The sequence below is a fragment of the Oceanispirochaeta crateris genome (assembly GCF_008329965.1).
Classification (GTDB): domain Bacteria; phylum Spirochaetota; class Spirochaetia; order DSM-2461; family DSM-2461; genus Oceanispirochaeta; species Oceanispirochaeta crateris.
Genome location: NZ_CP036150.1, coordinates 1574496 through 1591309, shown reverse-complemented (window position 1 = coordinate 1591309; position 16814 = coordinate 1574496). Strand labels below are relative to the sequence as shown.

Sequence of the window (16814 nt, the reverse complement as noted above, 5' to 3'; positions counted from 1 at the left end):
TACTGCCGATTATGGCAAAAGATACAATTAAACAGATTTTGAAAAAAACAGAGAGCCTTGGTTCAAAGATCACGATCCAGGCATGGGTAAGAACCAAAAGAGATACCAAGGACCTGGTTTTTATCGCATTAAATGACGGTTCCTGTATGAGTAATCTTCAGGTCATTGCGGATAAGTCAGTCATTTCAGAGGATGTCCTCCATAGTTTGACAACAGGCGCCAGCTGTACAGTCAGCGGTCTTCTGGTGGAATCTCCCGCGAAAGAGCAGGCTCTGGAGCTACAGGCTCTCTCTGTGGAACTCCTGGGGGAATGCCCTTCAGATTATCCCTTGCAGAAAAAAAGACACTCCTTTGAGTTTTTAAGAGAAATAGGGCATCTTAGAACCAGGACAAACACATTTAGTGCTGTCGCACGCATCAGAAATGCCTTGACCATGGCGGTACACTCTTTTTTTCAGGAACAAGAATTTTTCAATGTCCATACACCCATCATCACAGCTAGCGATGCGGAAGGCGCCGGTGAGATGTTTCAGGTTACAACCCTCCCATTTGAGACATTTAACAGTTCCGAGGGGATCGATTATTCGAGGGATTTCTTCGGGAAAAAAGCCTCTCTTACGGTGAGTGGACAACTCTCGGCAGAGACTTATGCCACCGCCCTGGGCCGAGTCTATACCTTTGGACCGACCTTCCGGGCCGAAAATTCAAACACATCCCGTCATTTGGCTGAATTCTGGATGATCGAACCCGAAATGTCGTTTTGTGATATCAACGGTAATATGGATATGGCAGAGGATTTTCTAAAGTATGTCTTGAATTATGTGCTTGAAAACTGCAAAGAAGACATGGAATTTTTTAATAAATTTATTCAAAAGGGAATCATAAATGATCTGCAAGAGGTTATCAATTCCAGTTTTATCAGGATTAGTTACACCAAGGCCATAGAAGATCTTCAATCTTCTTCGGTTAAATTTGAATATCCGGTCAGCTGGGGCATCGATCTGGCATCAGAACATGAAAAATATCTGACCGAAGAGGTGTACCATGGTCCGGTTATCATTACGGATTATCCGAAAGATATCAAAGCGTTTTATATGAAGATGAATGATGACGGTAAGACTGTAAGAGCCATGGATGTGCTTGTTCCACGCCTTGGAGAGATCATCGGCGGTAGTGAAAGAGAGAATCGGTATGATGTTCTGCTGCAACGTATCAAAGATCTGGGATTAGAGCCCGAGGATTACTGGTGGTACCTTGACCTGAGAAAATACGGTTCTGTTCCTCATGCCGGATTCGGCCTTGGGTTTGAAAGACTGATTCAATATGTGACAGGTATGACCAATATCCGGGATGTAATACCCTATGCCCGGTCTGCTAGGAACTGTGATTTCTAAAGAATTAAACCATAGAGCAGGAGGCCTCCCATGATGACACTGCTAAATTATAACCGGGCAGAACTTATACGCTATGTCCGGGATAATTTCGCTAAGAGTGAGACCTATGGAGACGCTCTTTTCAGGAAGCTCTATCACGGCTCTTCCAGGGATAAAAAATTTGAAAACCTACCCGCTTTCAAGGACTTTTTTACCCGAGCCATTAAGACGGAATTACCCCTCCTTGCGAAGACAGTCGAGGAGAATGGTACGGTCAAATTCCTACTGGATATGGGGCAGAATCATTTTAGCGAATCCGTACTCATTCCCATGAAGAAATACAGCACCCTCTGCCTCTCATCCCAAATAGGATGTGCTTATGGCTGTGTCTTTTGTGCTACAGGTCATATGGGCTTTGTTAGAAATCTATCGACTGCAGAGATTGTGTCACAGCTGCTTGTGGCACGGTATACTCTGGGGTCAGATGATCTGCAAAATGTCGTGTTCATGGGAATGGGGGAACCCTTTGACAATTTTGATAATCTGATTACAACCCTTGATATTCTTTCAGATGAACGGGGACTGAATATTCCCAAAAGAAGGATTTCAATCTCAACGGCAGGGCATATTGATGGGATCAGAAAGCTTTCGAACCTTTGTCATTCCAATCCGGAAAAGAATTATCATACTCTTCATTTGAGCCTTAGCCTTCATAGCGCCAGGGAGGAGACGAGGCAGGTTCTTATGCCCATCACCAAAATCTATCCCCTGGCAGAATTGAGGACGGTGTTGCTGGATTCTCCATTCAGCCAAACAAAGGATGGTCTTTATATTGAGTATATGATCATACCTGGTGTGAGCGATAAGGAGGCTGAACTGGAGACTTTAGGTCTTTTTTTAGAAGGAATGAATATCAAAATAAACCTTATTCCTTTTAATCCAGTTAAAGGAAGCCCCTGGAAAGCACCGACAAATGAAGAGATTAACAAGGTCTGGTGTTCGTTGAAAGAGGCCGGCTATTATTGTCGTACCCGACTGAGCAAGGGCGAAACAATGATGGCTGCATGTGGGCAACTGGGCGGCGGGAGTGAGATAAAGTGAGTACTCAAGATAATTCATTTAATAAGATGATGCAGAATATACCGGCTCTTTCAGTAATTTTCAAAGAGGGAGATACGGGACGGGTCATGTATGTCATCATGTCCGGTGAAGTAGAAATTCGTAAAAAAACAGGAAAAAATTCTTATAAAACCCTGACCGTTTTAAAGAAAGGTGACTTTTTCGGTGAAATGGCAATTATTGAAAATAAACCCCGTACGGCTACAGCTATTGCCAAGGTTCAGTCAAGGCTGATCATGCTTGATTCAGAAGCCCTCTATACAATGGTGGGTAAGAGTCCGGATTTTGCTTCGAAGATGATAAAAACACTCTCTTCAAGGTTGAGAAAAGCAGACCAGCTAATTGAGTATCTGTTGGGATCCAATGATGAGAAGCAAGTGGTTATGGGCCTGGCTGTCTATGTAAAAGGTCACCCTGAGTTAGATACAGGGAGCGGAGAATACAAGGTCAGTCTTAGAGAATTCATGAGATGGGCCTCTCAAAACCTCGGTTATCCCGATCAGGTGATTCTGGAGGCAATAAAACGGCTAATCACCCGGAAAGTGCTTACAGTAAATACTTCATCCGGGAAAATATCTGAAATTTACGTGGCTCAGAATCTTCTTTCCCGGATGTAGCTACTCTTAATGCATCCTTTTTTGGATGAAATACAATTGGTCTCTTAGAAGCGAAACTCCCTTCATGGTACAAGCTCTGGCGGAGGCCGCCTGAAGGGGCCGATCATACATATACTCTATTTCCATGGGACGGCTGGATGAAAAATCCAATTTCATACTGGGTTCATAGGGAGTCATGTTATCTGTGAAATCCAGCATTTTTTCTACAGCCGATTCTTCAATGGAACATCCGCAGGCTGAGGCGCCTTCGATGACTTCAAACATAAGAGAGCGGATGATATTCCGGGAGTGTTGGTCTTCCATGATTGTCTTGGTATCGCTGTTAAGAACCACGCTGAGCCCGTTGTAAGGTATATTCCACAGCAGTTTACGCCATCTGGCTTCGTTTAAATCATCAACAAGAGTTACAGGGATATCTGATTCATCCATGAGGGCTCCAATCTGGTTCCGCAGGGGGATGTCTTTTGAATCCATAGCACCCAGGGTGATGAGGCCGTAATCCAAATGCTCAATGATGCCCGGTTTTGTCCTGCGGGAGCAGATAAAACACATACCACCCAGTATGGGATTCTTCGGAAACCAATCTTTAAACTCGTCTTCCATACCCAAACCATTCTGGAGGATTACCAGAGCGGTCTTTTCATGAACCAAGGGCATTAACTTTTCTTTCAGTCCTTTATTACCTGTTGTCTTCAGGGATATAAGCAGCACATCCGAAGGAGGTACTCTGTCTGCGCTTTCAAAAACTAAAGGGTCTTTCAGGTGAAAATCACCCCTGGGGGAACTGACCTTCAATCCATTTTCTTTGATACTCTTGTAATCGCTACGGGCTAAAAAGTGAACTGTATTGCCATGTTCGGCTAATCGTCCTCCATAATAGGCGCCTACTGCACCGGTTCCAAATACTGTAAATGTCATAGTAATTCATTCATCTCCATTAATTCGCAAAGGCTCATATTTTCGGGAGTCATCAGCTGATAGAGTGATTTTTCCATCAATACTCCCTCTCTTTGGGGAGTATTATGCCCAAAGGTGTTTCTGATAGCATGGCTGACAAAATGGACAGCCCGGTCAATTGCCGAAGGCAGGCTGTCTCCCAGAAGGAGACGTCCTGTAATCACACTGGCGAAGATATCTCCCGTTCCAGGGTATGAGGCGGGAATATGCAGGGTCTCAGCCTTCCAAATCCTGTGCAGATCTTTTTCGTAGGCCATGACAGTGTTGATACCCTTATTATTTTTCAGAGGAATACTCGTAATGACAACTTTTTCCGGCCCCTTGGATGCCAGTTCCCGCAAGAGATCTGCAGCCTCTTTCATGGTCAGCTCTTGTTCAAATGGACGATCTAGAAGAAAGCAGGCTTCTGTGTAGTTGGGAGTTATCAGCTTGGCACGTTGGACCAGTGTTTTCATACCTTCAATCATTTCCATGCCCATGGGACCATAAAAACTGCCGTCATCCCCCAGTACCGGATCTATGGTAATAAACTGATCCTCTGATTGAAAATGGTCAATAAGGTCTTCGAGGATACTGATCTGCCTGGGAGATCCCAGAAATCCCGAATAGATGCAATCAAAACTAAGAGGCAGCGTTTTCCAGTGATTTACAGTTTGTTCCATCACTTCTGTCAGGTCGTGAAATACATAATTTTCGAAACCATCTGTCTGGGTAGACAGTACTGCCGTTGGGAGTGGACAAACGTTGATTCCCATGGCGGATAGGATGGGAAGTACAATCGTAAGAGAGGAGCGTCCATAACCGGAAAGGTCATGCACAGCTGCAACACGGGGAATAGGATTCTTCATGGGCTGATTATAATGGATAGAAGGAGTAATGAGAAGATCTCAATTTTTTTCCTCCCCTGTCGATTATAATAAAATCAACAGGAGGGTAGGGCTTTGCAAATGACATTAACAAGGGAAGAGGAGAAAGCCTTTTTTTTACTCATGGGAATATCAGGCCGGGGAGTCAATCCTGGAGATGAAGAAACCCTCAAAAGAGCATTCAGAAACAAAGCCAAAAAAGCACATCCTGATTTGGCAGCCCGTCTTGGGAAAGATCCTCAGGTAATGCAAAAGCATTTCATGGAACTCAATGATGCTTTTAATATCCTGATGGAACGGCTGCAGCGTGAGCCCCCAAGCTATACAGTTTGTAGGGGAAACAGGTCTAAAAATGAAGCAGCTCGGGCTCCTTTTAAAGAAAAGAGAGCCTCTTCAAGGGCTCCCTGGGGGACACAAAAAGAAGAGAACCGAGGTGAACGTGATACTGGTGGTCAAAAAAAGAAGACAAGCGATCAAGGGGACTTCTACTTCAGCGGACGGACTCCCAATCGAAACCTAAGATTTGCGGAATATCTCTATTATTCGGGGGTTATTTCATGGATGGATCTGGTTCATGCCCTTGTCTGGCAGTATAGAAACAGACCAAAAATCGGTGAAATGGCTACTCAGGAAGGGCTTCTCTCCTTTGAAGATGTTCTGGAAATCATACGGGAAAAGAAACAGGGAGAGCTTTTTGGTGAAGCGGCACTCCGAATGGGATACCTTAAGCAGGTACACCTCAACTCCCTGGTGAGAAAACAGAAGAAACTGGGGATTCCCATCGGACACTACTTCATTTTATCCCGTAAGATGACCAAAGAGACTCTGTATAAAAAGCTCTCAGAATACAGACGGCATAATACTATTTTTGACGCGAAATAAGGCTCATGAACTCTTCTCTTGTTGCAACAGAAGAATGGAAACTGCCCAGCACTGTTGAGGTGAGCATGGATGAGTTCTGCTTTTGGACTCCTCTCATCATCATACACATGTGACGGCATTCCATTACCACGCCGACTCCTTCTGCACCTGATTCATCCTTGACCGTTCTGGCTATCTCTGCCGTGAGGCGTTCCTGAATCTGAAGGCGACGGCTGTAAAAATCCACGATTCTTGCTAGTTTACTGACTCCTAGGACCTTGTTCTTTGCGATGTAGCCAATATGGCAGACACCAAAAAACGGTAGCATATGGTGTTCACAGAGGCTGTAAACCTCAATGTCTTTACAGACAATCATGTTGTTTGCTTCAGATTCAAAGACGGCATCATTGATTATTTCTTTCAAATCCATGGAATAGCCGCTGGTAAGGAATCGGTAGGCTTCGGCAACCCTTTCTGGTGTTTTTAAGAGACCTTCCCGATGCGGATCTTCACCAATTTCTATAAGCAGTTCTTTTATCAGTTGGGAAACTCTTTCCTTATTCATGAATCATTCTCCTCAATTCGTTTGTAAAATCAGAAAGGGGTTGCATTCTTTGTCTATCAGAGGGAGCTGCACAGGCATTTAATTTGCCGAGACCGGGCAGTTTCAGATTCGGTGCAATTTCAAGGAGGGGGACAAAGATAAATTCCCTTGTTAGTATATCAGGTGAAATATAATCTCTATGGAGGATTATATCCAGATCCAATGTTCTGGAAGAATAGGGGTCATCGGTTCTGATTCTTCCACATTTTGTCTCTATATTCTTTAATATATCCTTCAGTGAGGACCGGCTTCCTGAATACTCATTCAGGCACCAGATCCCGTTGATATAAGAAGGATTTTCCTTGTGTTTTAGCGGTTCTGTTCTGTAATGGGTGGACACTTTCTGAATAGAAAAGCCCTGATTTATGAGTTCTTTCAGCGCCAGTTTTATATTTTTTTTCGGGTCCAGATTGGACCCGACCCCTAGGTAGCTGTTCATCCTTTGCGGAATATTTCCACACCCACAGAACGGGCAAATCGGAGCGCTGTGGGTTTTTCAACCTTGACCAGAACCGCCTTGACCCCCTTGTATCCAAGGCAGCAATCACTGATGGTTGATGCTAGTTTTTCAACAAGGAGGAACGAAGAGCCTTCAACCAGGGTCATGATATCCAGTTTCAGTTTTTTATAATTGACAGTGTCCTCAATATCTTCGGACTCAATGGATTTGCTAAAGTCAGTGTACAGGGTCAGGTTTATAAGGACATCCTGCTTGTTGATCCTTTCATCGGGATTTATGCCAATAATACACCGGAGCATAAGGTCTGAAATAATAATTTTATCCATTGTCATATAATCGAAGTTGCTATAGTCCATAAAAACTCCTTTTGAGGTGCCTGCCTCCATCCACAAAGAGGACCTGGCCTGTAATGAATGTATTGGATATGAGGAACAGCAAGCTGTCGCTAACCTGATCCAGGGTTCCAATCTTATGCAGAGGGTTGGTCATAATTCTCTTTTTTAGATAATCATAAGACTCCCCCGGAGGAGGAATCACAAGGCCTGGAGCCACCGCGTTTACTCTTATCTGGGGAGCCAGTTCTTCACTGAGCATTCTTGTGAGAGAAAACAGAACCCTTTTGCTAATATGATAGGCTAGATGCTCCTTATCGTTGTCCAATATCCTCGTGTCCAGGAAATTGATGATGCATTCGGCTGTTTTAGATTCCTCCGCGAAGGCCCTAGAAAGAAAGAATGGACTGAGGGCGTTCACCTGCAGATTTTCGGTAAAGTCGGATTCTTGAACATTTTTATATGTGGAAGAGGGGAACATGGAGGCTGAATTTACCAGATAATCAATATTTTCGGTAAAGGATAGTGCCTTCTTCATCAGTTGTTTTCCCGATTCAGGAAGCGATAGATCGTGCCCTATTGTCCAGGCTTTCTGCCCCTGTGCCTGGATGGTCTCGGCCAGTTCTTCCGCTTCATTTTTGGAATTGTTGTAATGGATAAGGATCTCCGCCCCTTCCCGGGCCAATCTCAGGGCACAGGACCTCCCAATCCTCTTGGCACTCCCTGTGATTAATGCTGTTTTACCTTTTAATGTCATGCTTTTAGTTTCCCGGTTTGGATTTTAATTCTTCCAGAACCCGGAGAATCTCCGGCAGCAGCTGTTTTTTTCTGGATAAGATTCCCGGAAGAGAATAGAGCTGTTCGCTTATTTTATCATAAATCAATTTGGATTCGGCTATCTCCAGTTTCGTAACAAGAAGACAACTTTCTTCCTTGATGACATTGGTGACTAGCAAGAGAACCCAGTCAAGATTTTTATTTTTCCTCAAGGCTTCCATGGAGCTTAAATATTTTTCTTTTACCCGGTCTATGTCTTCTAAAGTGATGACTTCTGCCTGAGATATTCCAATATTTAGCTGTTCCCTATAGATTTTGAAGTCGGCCTTCAGCACTTCTACCGGTTCTGTCTCTTCCAAAGATGTATTCTGACTGAAAAGCTCCTGTCCAAAGGTCTTTAGTTCCAGGTTGGCAATACTGAGCAATTCATCGACTGCCACTCTATCGAGTTCGGTGGTTGTGGGAGACTTCAGCAATACAGTATCGGATAATATTCCCGAGATGAGCAAAGTGGCTGTTTCTGCATCAATTTCCACCATATTGATTTTAAAATGGCTGTACACGATGGTACAGGTGCTTCCCACTGGTTTTGCATATACGTAAATTGGTTCTTTGGTCCGGCTGTTGCCCAGTCTGTGGTGATCCAGTATTTCGAGTATCTCAGTCTGATCGGCTCCGGGAACACTCTGATCAATTTCATTATGATCCATAAGGATCAATTTCTTCTGTGGTTTTTCAATAAAGCATCTACGGGTAACGATTCCGGAGAAACATTCGTCTTCGAAAACAGGAAGCCCCCTGAGTCTGGAATTCATGAGGGTGGACTTGGCTTCGTCAAAACTCTGATCACTCTGGAGGCTCTCGGGGGTTTTGTTCATTACATTCTTAAGAGGGGTGCTCAGTCTGAGAAGCCGGATTGTCTCGGCTGTATCACTATGAGAGCAAAATACGGTTCCTTCATAATTTGAGAAATCAATGGGTAACTCTTCATCTTTGGACATACCAGTGAGGATGACAGCGGGGAACTGTTCTTCCACTGCAAATTGGAGTATGTCTTCTCTTAGACCGATCACAAGGAGCGGTTTTAAGGGGAGCATCTTGTTGATGCGCTCCTTGCTTATTTCGTAGGGCATCGCACCGGTCATGATGGGTGCATCGAATTCCTGCTCTTTACCCCTTCTATAAAAGTAACCGGGGAGAACAATTTTAAAATTATTAATCCTAAAGCGGTATACTGGTCTTTTAACAAGATTGTCGTTTATAAGAAATCCCGATATTTCGTGGAGGCTTATAATGCCTCTAAACTCGGTCTCTTCCTCAAATACGGGGATAACACTGAGGTTTTCTTCATCCAGTCGGCGGATGGCCGAAAAAACAGGATCGTTCATATCCAGGGTCGGGATGTCTCTTTTGGCAACATCTGCAACCACGGGGCTTATGTTTTTCATCAATCTGGGCGCTTTGAGATTCAATTTATCAAAGACCAGCCGGGTCTGTTTGTTCAGATGACCACATCGAATGGGGATATACCGGTTTTTGGTGTCTATTTTATTTTTGAGAATACTATAGCAGTAGACACTGCAGATAGAATCCATATCTGGGTTTTTGTGACCTGTAATGTATATGTCAGACAGGGGGATACTCCTTGGATCATAAAAAACAGCTTTTTTTTAGCCTTTTGTACTGATGAGGATTATAATGATTAAGCTCATTCCTGTCCATGATTCTACTTGGATTCAAATTTAATTCTCTGTTAGAAGATACCCTTTGGCTGCCTGATTCAGCAGATGGCTTGATAACCAGAGAGGGGCATGGCCTTTTTCGGCATATCTGGCCCTCATGGGTGAGTTCATCTTTACATTATCAGGGTCAAGTAAGTTCATTTTAGCCAATACGATTCCCTTTCTGTAATTGTGGTGGATGTATTGTACGTTCCCCTGGCTGTCTGAGCTGACAACCATACCAATGTGAGTCAGGGGATCATTAATTTTTCCATCGTCATTGCTGTCATAGGTATTGTCCCAGAAGAGTATGTCTCCAGGAGCCAAATGAGGCTGTTTGTAAAGGAGGTGGCTATCATCCATGAATCCGTAGAGTCTTTGTACTCCTCCACCACTGTACTGATTCAAAGGTGATAGAAGATCAATTCCGGATTTGTAGTACACGGCCATGACAACTCCCGAACAATCCATATTGAATTTTCTGCCGTCTACAACCAGAGTCTTTTTTCCCAAGGCCCAACGGGCTGAGTCAATGAGATCCTCTTGTACGGAGCTGGTACCAGTGGAGGGATCTATGGTTGGTTCCTTGCTGTCAATCTGAGGGACCGTAGCGCAGGAGGAAATAAAAAAAAGGGTCAGAAACAAAAGAAGAATCGTTTTGGAACACTTTTGCATGATCAACTCCCACTAAAGATGTAATATATAAAAGATTCTAGTAGATTGAGAATAAGCTGTAAAGCAGAGATCAGCAGAGAGGTTAATATGGAAGATGTTTATTTAGAGAAGATGATCAGTAAATTCGCTACTCCCATTCAATACAGTCTTAAAAGCGACTCTGGAGATATTCAGATGAATTCGCTCCTGGGGAAAAAAATCCGTATCTATTTTGAAGGGATCATACATTGTGTTGTTTGCGGCAAAAAAATCAAAAAAACTTTTGCCCAGGGAAGTTGTTATGACTGCTTCAGGAATGCAGCTGAGAATTCCGAGTGTATCATCCGTCCCGAACTCTGTAAGGCTCATCTTGGAGGAGGAAGAGACCCAATATGGGAAGAAAAAAATCACAATGTTCCCCATTATGTGTATCTGGCCCTCTCTAGCGCCGTTAAGGTGGGTGTGACCAGGGGCAATCAGATTCCTACTCGGTGGATTGATCAGGGAGCCAGTGAAGGACTCATCCTGGCCGAGTGTCCCAATCGTTTTCATGCCGGAGAACTGGAAGTGTATCTCAAGGACAGCTTTACGGACAGAACCAATTGGCAGAGGATGCTGAAGAATCAGGTTTCCAGCGAATCTCTTTCAGAGGTCAAGGATTCCCTGGTAGAGACTCTGGAAGAACCCTTTTCATCCTGGATCACAGACCATAGAATACCCGAGGTCTTGGACTATCCGGTCATTGAGTATCCACAAAAGGTCAAGTCTTTAAAATTGGACAAAGAACCCGTGATAGAAGCTGTTCTTATGGGCATAAAGGGACAGTATTTACTCTTCGATGGAGGGCGAGTTCTTAATGTCCGAGCCCACAGTGGATACAATGTCAAAATTGACATCTCATAGAAACAGGTTTTTAAATAAATATTTACTTGACCATCTCTGCTTTTCTGGTAGATTATGAAACTAATGACAGGTATGTCTCCGGGGGGTAAACCCTATCAGAATCCACCACCTCTGTCCTCGTCTTTGCTTCAAGCAGTGAAGCCACCGGAGTCTAATTTGCCCTTAACTTTGCCCATGAAGCTGGTTCTCAATACGACGGGTTTGAGCGTCTTAAAAAGCAATCAGGCAAAGGGTGATAAGAACCTCTCCGGCTATGAAGTTCCTGTTAGTCAGTACAAACCGGATGTCATCCGGAAACTTTTGCTCAAGAATTGTCTGAACCGTATTGATGTCTCCCTGGATGATGTTGTTCGTCACCGGAGGGATATTCTTGACATCACAAAAATCCTATTTTTCTCTATTCTTTATAAACAATTTCGTAGAGATCTTTTGGAAAAAACAGTCAATACAATCCTGATTCAACAGTGGAACAGGCAGCATCCCCGGCAGAAGCTTGATGTAACGTCGGATCAATCCATGAGTAGCATTGAAAAGTCTCTTGCGGGAAAAACCGAAGAACAAGCTCTTTTCAGGCGAAACCTCCTCATACATCTCTGGAAAGATTATTACGACCTGTTTCAGGATGATGAACCCCATAAAAAAATGGGTATGGCAGAAAAACTGATACAGGAAATGCACCCTTTGACCATGTTTATTCTCCTGGATTACAGAAAACATGATGAAATTAAGCAATTAACCCAATTTGTCATTGAGACAATTGCATTGTATATAAAGCGATTCGCTCTTCCTGAATTCAATGGACTTGTTCTGTTGGAATACCTACAGAGTTCAGAGCGTGAAAATCTCATAAATCTATATAGCGGGATTTTGGAGAAAGGCGGTCGTCATACAGAAGACTTCCCCATGAATGACCAGATCAGGAATGAATTGATAAAAAGAAAAATTTCTCCTGTAACAAAATTCAGTTTTCTATTTGAGATCAAAAATAGTTCTACCCGTGGCCAGATTAATAGGATCAGGACAATGGTCATCAGCGGTGATAAAGAGTCTAGAGAAATCAATGATATTCTGTTTCACCGGGATAACAGCCGTCTGGATAAACGCAGTGTGAAGGACTATCTGGAACAGGATGGGCAGTGTGATGAAAACTACAATCCTGAGATCCTCTATTACTATCTGAATCATCTAGAAGAAGCCTGCAAGGAAACAGGGTGTTCTTTTTCATCCTTTGTCAATTGCGGTTCCGATAACCGGCTTTCCATGACCCACCTCGTTTTTGATAGCTGAATATGAGTCAACTCACTGTCATTCTTATACAGTATTTTTTCCTATTCTCTCTGGGTACCAGTGTCGGATGGTTTATAGAATTATTTTGGCGTAGATATTTCGGTAAGGCGAGGAGATGGATCAACCCAGGGTTTCTAAACGGTCCCTGGTTGCCTCTTTACGGCTTTGGTTCCATTGTCTTGTTTCTTCTTTGCAAGCTGAACCTTCCTTTGTGGCTGCATATCCTATTCATATTTTTTACCCTTTCGGGTCTTGAGTTTTTGGCAGGCCTGATATTCATTAATCACTTCAGGATCAAACTCTGGGATTATTCGGAAAACTGGGGTAATATAATGGGCCTTGTTTGTCCTTTATACAGCCTGTTGTGGACAGTCTTGGGGGTTTTCTTTTATTTTTTCATATACCCCTATTTGATGGAAATCATCGATTATGTCTTTCAATATGTTCAATATACCTTCCTCATAGGTCTCTATGGTGGTCTGTTTGCAGCCGATTTATGGCAATCCTTCAATTTAGCAGGACGCATTAAAAACTTTGTTAATGAAACAGAAGAGAAGTGGTCTATTGATTTTGAAAAGCTAAAACTGGAGTTGAGAGACAGGGTTCAGGAAGGAATTGTCAACAGGACGCGCTTTTTTCTCCCATTTTATGGAGAATTGGGTTTCTCCTTCAGAGAACAGCTGAAAAGGCATCGCTTGAATCTTCGTAACCATGGCCGTCCTCTCCAAAAATTAATAAAGAAAAAACGGAGTAAGTGAGGAGGATGCATGTCCCATTAAAGAACAATCCTGATGAATTCAATGATTCCGTTAAGGATATTCTGTCAAATGAGGATTTTCAAAAACTGGATTCCATCCCTCATCACGGCAAAAGCATTCTGGATCATAGCTGTAAGGTGGCTCAACTGGCCTGGTTGTGGTCAAAACGCTTAAGGTTAGACCGCACATCAACGGCGAGAGGAGCCCTTCTGCATGACTTTTTTCTATACGACTGGAAGAAAAAGCGATCAGGAAGGAATCGGCGATTTTACGAATGGTCTAAAATGCATGGATTTACCCATCCCGCAGAAGCCCTACAAAATGCGGAAGAACGATTTTCTTTGAATGTTATTGAAAGGGATATCATACTTCATCATATGTTTCCTCTGACAATACAGCCACCCCGGACAAAGGAAGGCTGGCTTGTTATGCTGTGCGACAAATGGGTCTCTTTGAGGGATATCCCATCCTTTGTATTCAATTTGCTGAAATAAACAGCTTAATGCCATTGTTTTCATTATTTTAATTTGTTGCTATCTTAGGGCATACAAAATCGTAAGGATACCGTTTTGAATAAGAAGTTTCGTTTATTCATTTATGTTTTTTTACTCATACTGATTTCTCCCCTGTTTGCCAATGCGGGAGTGGAGGGCAGCCTGGTTGAAAAAATGACTGACCTGGTCTTTCAGATAGGTGTCATTCTCTTCGCCGCCAAATTGGGCGGATTTCTGATGAAGAAAATGGATATGCCCTCAGTTCTGGGAGAATTGATGATGGGAATCCTCATCGGTCCCTATCTTTTGGGAGGCCTTCCATTTTTCGGATTTCACAATGGACTCTTTCCCCTTGTCAATCCAGAATTTCCTGTGACTCCAGAATTGTATGCTTTCTCGACGGTGGCATCCATTATCCTCCTGTTCCATTCGGGGCTGGAAACAGACCTTTCCATGTTCTTACGCTTTTCGGCTAAGGGGGCCATCATTGGCATCGGTGGGGTTTTTGTATCCTTTGTCTCCGGAGCTTGGGCTGGCAGTCTGATTACAGGACTTCCCATCATCTCTCCGGTTAATCTATTTCTGGGGGTCATCAGCACCGCCACATCCGTGGGCATTACGGCCCGTATCCTTTCGGAGCAAAGGAAGATGGATTCACCCGAAGGTGTGACCGTCCTGGCTGCCGCTGTTATTGATGATGTCCTGGGGATCATTATTCTGGCCATCGTTTTGGGTATTGTCTCTGTTATGACGGGTCATGGTGGTGCCGTGAAATGGAGTGCCATCGGTTATATTGCTTTAAAAGCCATTGGTGTTTGGCTGGGATTTACGGTTCTGGGGTTATTTTTTGCCCGAAAAATCGGAAACAGCCTTAAAATATTCAATAGTGAAACCTCCATTTCTGTCATGAGTCTGGGATTGGCTCTCATCCTGTCTGGGATTTTTGAAAAAGCGGGATTAGCCATGATTATTGGAGCCTATGTCATGGGACTCTCCTTGTCCAGGACAGACTTGAGTTTTGTAATTCAAGAGAAAATACACCCCATACAGGAATTTTTTGTGCCTATCTTTTTCTGCGTCATGGGGATGCTGGTCAATGTCAATGAAGTTCTAAAACCGGACGTCCTGATTGCCGGGGTTTTCTTTTCTCTTGTGGGTATCCTATCCAAGGTTGTGGGCTGTGGAATCCCCTCTCTCTTTTTGAATTTTAATCTATTGGGAGCCGCCAGGGTCGGTGTTGGAATGGTTCCCAGAGGTGAGGTGGCGCTGATCATGGCAGGAATAGGAATCTCTGCTGGCATCCTCAGTCCCGGCCAATTCGGTGTGGCTGTCTTGATGACCCTTGTGACAACCTTGATTCCTCCTCCGGTCCTTACCATTCTCCTGAGGAAAGAGAAGAGGGGAACAAGAACCGAAATGAAAGGCTCTACGACGGTAGTCAATGTTTTCGATTTTCCATCCTATGAGTTAATGACACTGGCTCTGACCAAGGTTATTCAAGCCTTGAAAGAGGAGGGATTTTATCTTCATGATATGGAACTGGACCATCATCTCTACCAGATCCGTAAGGATGATGTATTTTTGACCATACATGAACATGCTGATCATTTTGAAGTCGTTTCAGATCCTGAAGATGTATTTTATATCAAGACCGTCGTGTATGAATCCCTCTTAGAAGTCAATAATACAATCGAAAATCTGAAAACTATGGCAAAACCAGAAGAGTTAAAGAAAGAACTCTCCGCCGACGACAATACTAGGGTTCAAAACAGCTTCTTTAAGGATATCCATGAAAACTGTATCATCATGAATCTGAAGGGAAACAATAAAAACAGCATCCTTTATGAAATGGTTGATCTGATGGATAATGCTGGTAAGCTGGTAGATTATGAAGAATGTCTTCAGGCTGTGCTAGACCGGGAAGCCTCCATGAGCACGGGAATGCAGAACGGAATAGCCATCCCCCATGGGAAAACCGATGGGGTGAGGGAACTTGTTGTCGCCATAGGCTTGAAGAAAGAAGGAATCGATTTCTCCTCACTCGATGGTCAACCTAGCAAAGTCTTTATCATGACCTTGTCTCCGAAAAAGAACACAGGACCACACATCCAATTTCTTTCATCTATCAGCGCAATTTTGAATAAGCCCCACTTTATTGATGATCTTTTAGCCTGTCCAAACGCAGCCTCAGTGAAAGAACTTCTCATCAGAGAGGCTAAGGAGAAGGGTTAAATATCCTCGGGTATAAAACCTCTTCTATTCATTAGAACGGCCAGATAGATGAAGGGAGTATCCAGAAGGGCGACGATCCATTTCAACAGGTAGGTTGATAAGAATATCTGGAGAAGAACATCCTTGGGGAATTGGCCCGCAAAGGCTACGAGGGTAAACACGACAGAGTCTATGAGCTGACTGATCATTGTGCTTGCATTATTTCTGACCCAGATAAACCGATCGGCCGGCCATTTCTTTTTCCAGAAACTGTAAGACCATACATCGTGTATTTGGGACAGACCGAAAGCCAGAAGACTCGCCAGCACAATCCTGGGCATTAAACCAAAAATGTTTTTCATGGACTCTTGAACCCAGTCATCAGAAGATGGCTGAAACCAAAGGGCCGCCTGAAAGAGGCACATGGATGCAATGAGGGATAGGAATCCCACCAATACCGCCCTTGCGGCAGACTTCTTTCCATAGTTTTCAGAGAGGATATCTGTAACAAGAAAGCTAGAGGCATAGACAATATTGCCCAGGGTGGCATTGATACCAAATATATCAACCAGTTTCAGGACTTGTATATTGGCAACGATGGCGGCTATGGGAATCCAGATATAGAGGCCTGTCTTTCCAAAGAGCCTGTAAAAAAGTAAGATAAATAGAAAATTTGCCAATAGCATGGCAATCCAGAGGTATTCGTTCAATGGTGTTCTCCCAGTTTTTGATTTATAGATAAATCATTTTTCATATGATATATCCACAGGGTGGGTTTTGGCTGGCACCGCCCCTTTTGCAGATTAACAAACTGCGTAGC

General features: G+C 43.5%; 18 protein-coding genes. 9 read left to right on the top strand and 9 right to left on the bottom strand.

Annotation, left to right across the window (positions count from 1 at the left end; translation table 11 throughout):
- Positions 1–11: 11 nt before the first annotated feature.
- The 3 genes from asnS to EXM22_RS07260 are packed head-to-tail and all read left to right on the top strand — an operon-like array spanning position 12 to position 3109.
- Entirely contained in the window at positions 12–1394 is a 1383-nt protein-coding gene (gene asnS / locus EXM22_RS07270) for an asparagine--tRNA ligase (protein ID WP_149485877.1), read from the top strand.
- A gap of 30 nt (positions 1395–1424) precedes the next feature.
- Complete coding sequence (rlmN, locus tag EXM22_RS07265) at positions 1425–2474, top strand: 23S rRNA (adenine(2503)-C(2))-methyltransferase RlmN (RefSeq protein WP_149485876.1); 1050 nt, start codon at positions 1425–1427, stop codon at positions 2472–2474.
- Positions 2471–3109, top strand: a complete 639-nt coding sequence (locus EXM22_RS07260; RefSeq protein ID WP_149485875.1) for a cyclic nucleotide-binding domain-containing protein — start codon at positions 2471–2473, stop codon at positions 3107–3109. Before rlmN ends, EXM22_RS07260 begins: the two co-directional genes overlap by 4 nt.
- Positions 3110–3115: 6 nt before the next feature.
- On the opposite strand, the gene EXM22_RS07255 is transcribed toward EXM22_RS07260, so the two are convergent.
- Positions 3116–4027, bottom strand: a complete 912-nt coding sequence (locus tag EXM22_RS07255) for a putative 2-dehydropantoate 2-reductase (RefSeq protein WP_149485874.1) — start codon at positions 4025–4027, stop codon at positions 3116–3118.
- Positions 4024–4914: a pyridoxamine kinase gene (locus tag EXM22_RS07250; RefSeq protein WP_149485873.1), complete on the bottom strand. Its 891-nt coding sequence runs from the start codon at positions 4912–4914 to the stop codon at positions 4024–4026. Before EXM22_RS07250 ends, EXM22_RS07255 begins: the two co-directional genes overlap by 4 nt.
- Positions 4915–5013: 99 nt before the next feature.
- On the opposite strand from EXM22_RS07250, the gene EXM22_RS07245 reads away from it, so the two are divergent.
- The gene (locus EXM22_RS07245) at positions 5014–5814 is read left to right on the top strand and encodes a J domain-containing protein (protein WP_149485872.1); all 801 of its coding nucleotides are present in this window, start codon (positions 5014–5016) and stop codon (positions 5812–5814) included.
- On the opposite strand, the gene folE is transcribed toward EXM22_RS07245, so the two are convergent.
- The 6 genes from folE to EXM22_RS07215 form a co-directional block, all read right to left on the bottom strand.
- Positions 5795–6358 carry a GTP cyclohydrolase I FolE gene (gene folE / locus EXM22_RS07240; protein WP_149485871.1) on the bottom strand — a complete coding sequence of 188 codons (564 nt, stop codon included), beginning with the start codon at positions 6356–6358 and terminating at the stop codon, positions 5795–5797. The two genes, EXM22_RS07245 and folE, sit on opposite strands and share 20 nt — an antisense overlap.
- Positions 6351–6836: a 2-amino-4-hydroxy-6-hydroxymethyldihydropteridine diphosphokinase gene (folK, locus tag EXM22_RS07235; RefSeq protein WP_149485870.1), complete on the bottom strand. Its 486-nt coding sequence runs from the start codon at positions 6834–6836 to the stop codon at positions 6351–6353. Before folK ends, folE begins: the two co-directional genes overlap by 8 nt.
- Entirely contained in the window at positions 6833–7213 is a 381-nt protein-coding gene (locus EXM22_RS07230; protein WP_210411565.1) for a dihydroneopterin aldolase, read from the bottom strand. The genes folK and EXM22_RS07230 overlap by 4 nt, the downstream gene beginning before the upstream one ends.
- A complete protein-coding gene (locus EXM22_RS07225) occupies positions 7203–7946 on the bottom strand; it encodes an SDR family oxidoreductase (RefSeq protein ID WP_149485869.1) in 744 nt (247 codons plus the stop codon). Before EXM22_RS07225 ends, EXM22_RS07230 begins: the two co-directional genes overlap by 11 nt.
- Positions 7947–7950: 4 nt before the next feature.
- On the bottom strand, positions 7951–9585 hold the full coding sequence (locus tag EXM22_RS07220; protein WP_281289987.1) for a putative manganese-dependent inorganic diphosphatase: 1635 nt from the start codon (positions 9583–9585) through the stop codon (positions 7951–7953).
- A 123-nt stretch (positions 9586–9708) separates the two neighbouring features.
- The gene (locus EXM22_RS07215; protein ID WP_149485867.1) at positions 9709–10362 is read right to left on the bottom strand and encodes an NlpC/P60 family protein; all 654 of its coding nucleotides are present in this window, start codon (positions 10360–10362) and stop codon (positions 9709–9711) included.
- 87 nt (positions 10363–10449) lie between these two features.
- On the opposite strand from EXM22_RS07215, the gene EXM22_RS07210 reads away from it, so the two are divergent.
- The 5 genes from EXM22_RS07210 to EXM22_RS07190 all read left to right on the top strand — a co-directional run bounded on the left by EXM22_RS07210 (position 10450) and on the right by EXM22_RS07190 (position 16015).
- Positions 10450–11244, top strand: a complete 795-nt coding sequence (locus EXM22_RS07210; protein WP_149485866.1) for a DUF2797 domain-containing protein — start codon at positions 10450–10452, stop codon at positions 11242–11244.
- Positions 11245–11298: 54 nt separating this feature from the next.
- Positions 11299–12531, top strand: a complete 1233-nt coding sequence (locus EXM22_RS07205; RefSeq protein ID WP_149485865.1) for a DUF8084 family protein — start codon at positions 11299–11301, stop codon at positions 12529–12531.
- A 2-nt stretch (positions 12532–12533) separates the two neighbouring features.
- Positions 12534–13289 carry a putative ABC transporter permease gene (locus tag EXM22_RS07200; protein WP_149485864.1) on the top strand — a complete coding sequence of 252 codons (756 nt, stop codon included), beginning with the start codon at positions 12534–12536 and terminating at the stop codon, positions 13287–13289.
- Between the two features lie 5 nt (positions 13290–13294).
- Complete coding sequence (locus EXM22_RS07195) at positions 13295–13783, top strand: HD domain-containing protein (RefSeq protein ID WP_149485863.1); 489 nt, start codon at positions 13295–13297, stop codon at positions 13781–13783.
- 75 nt (positions 13784–13858) lie between these two features.
- Complete coding sequence (locus EXM22_RS07190; RefSeq protein WP_149485862.1) at positions 13859–16015, top strand: cation:proton antiporter domain-containing protein; 2157 nt, start codon at positions 13859–13861, stop codon at positions 16013–16015.
- Here the strand turns inward: EXM22_RS07190 and EXM22_RS07185 are convergent.
- On the bottom strand, positions 16012–16704 hold the full coding sequence (locus EXM22_RS07185) for a queuosine precursor transporter (protein WP_149485861.1): 693 nt from the start codon (positions 16702–16704) through the stop codon (positions 16012–16014). The two genes, EXM22_RS07190 and EXM22_RS07185, sit on opposite strands and share 4 nt — an antisense overlap.
- Between the last annotated feature and the right edge of the window lie 110 nt (positions 16705–16814).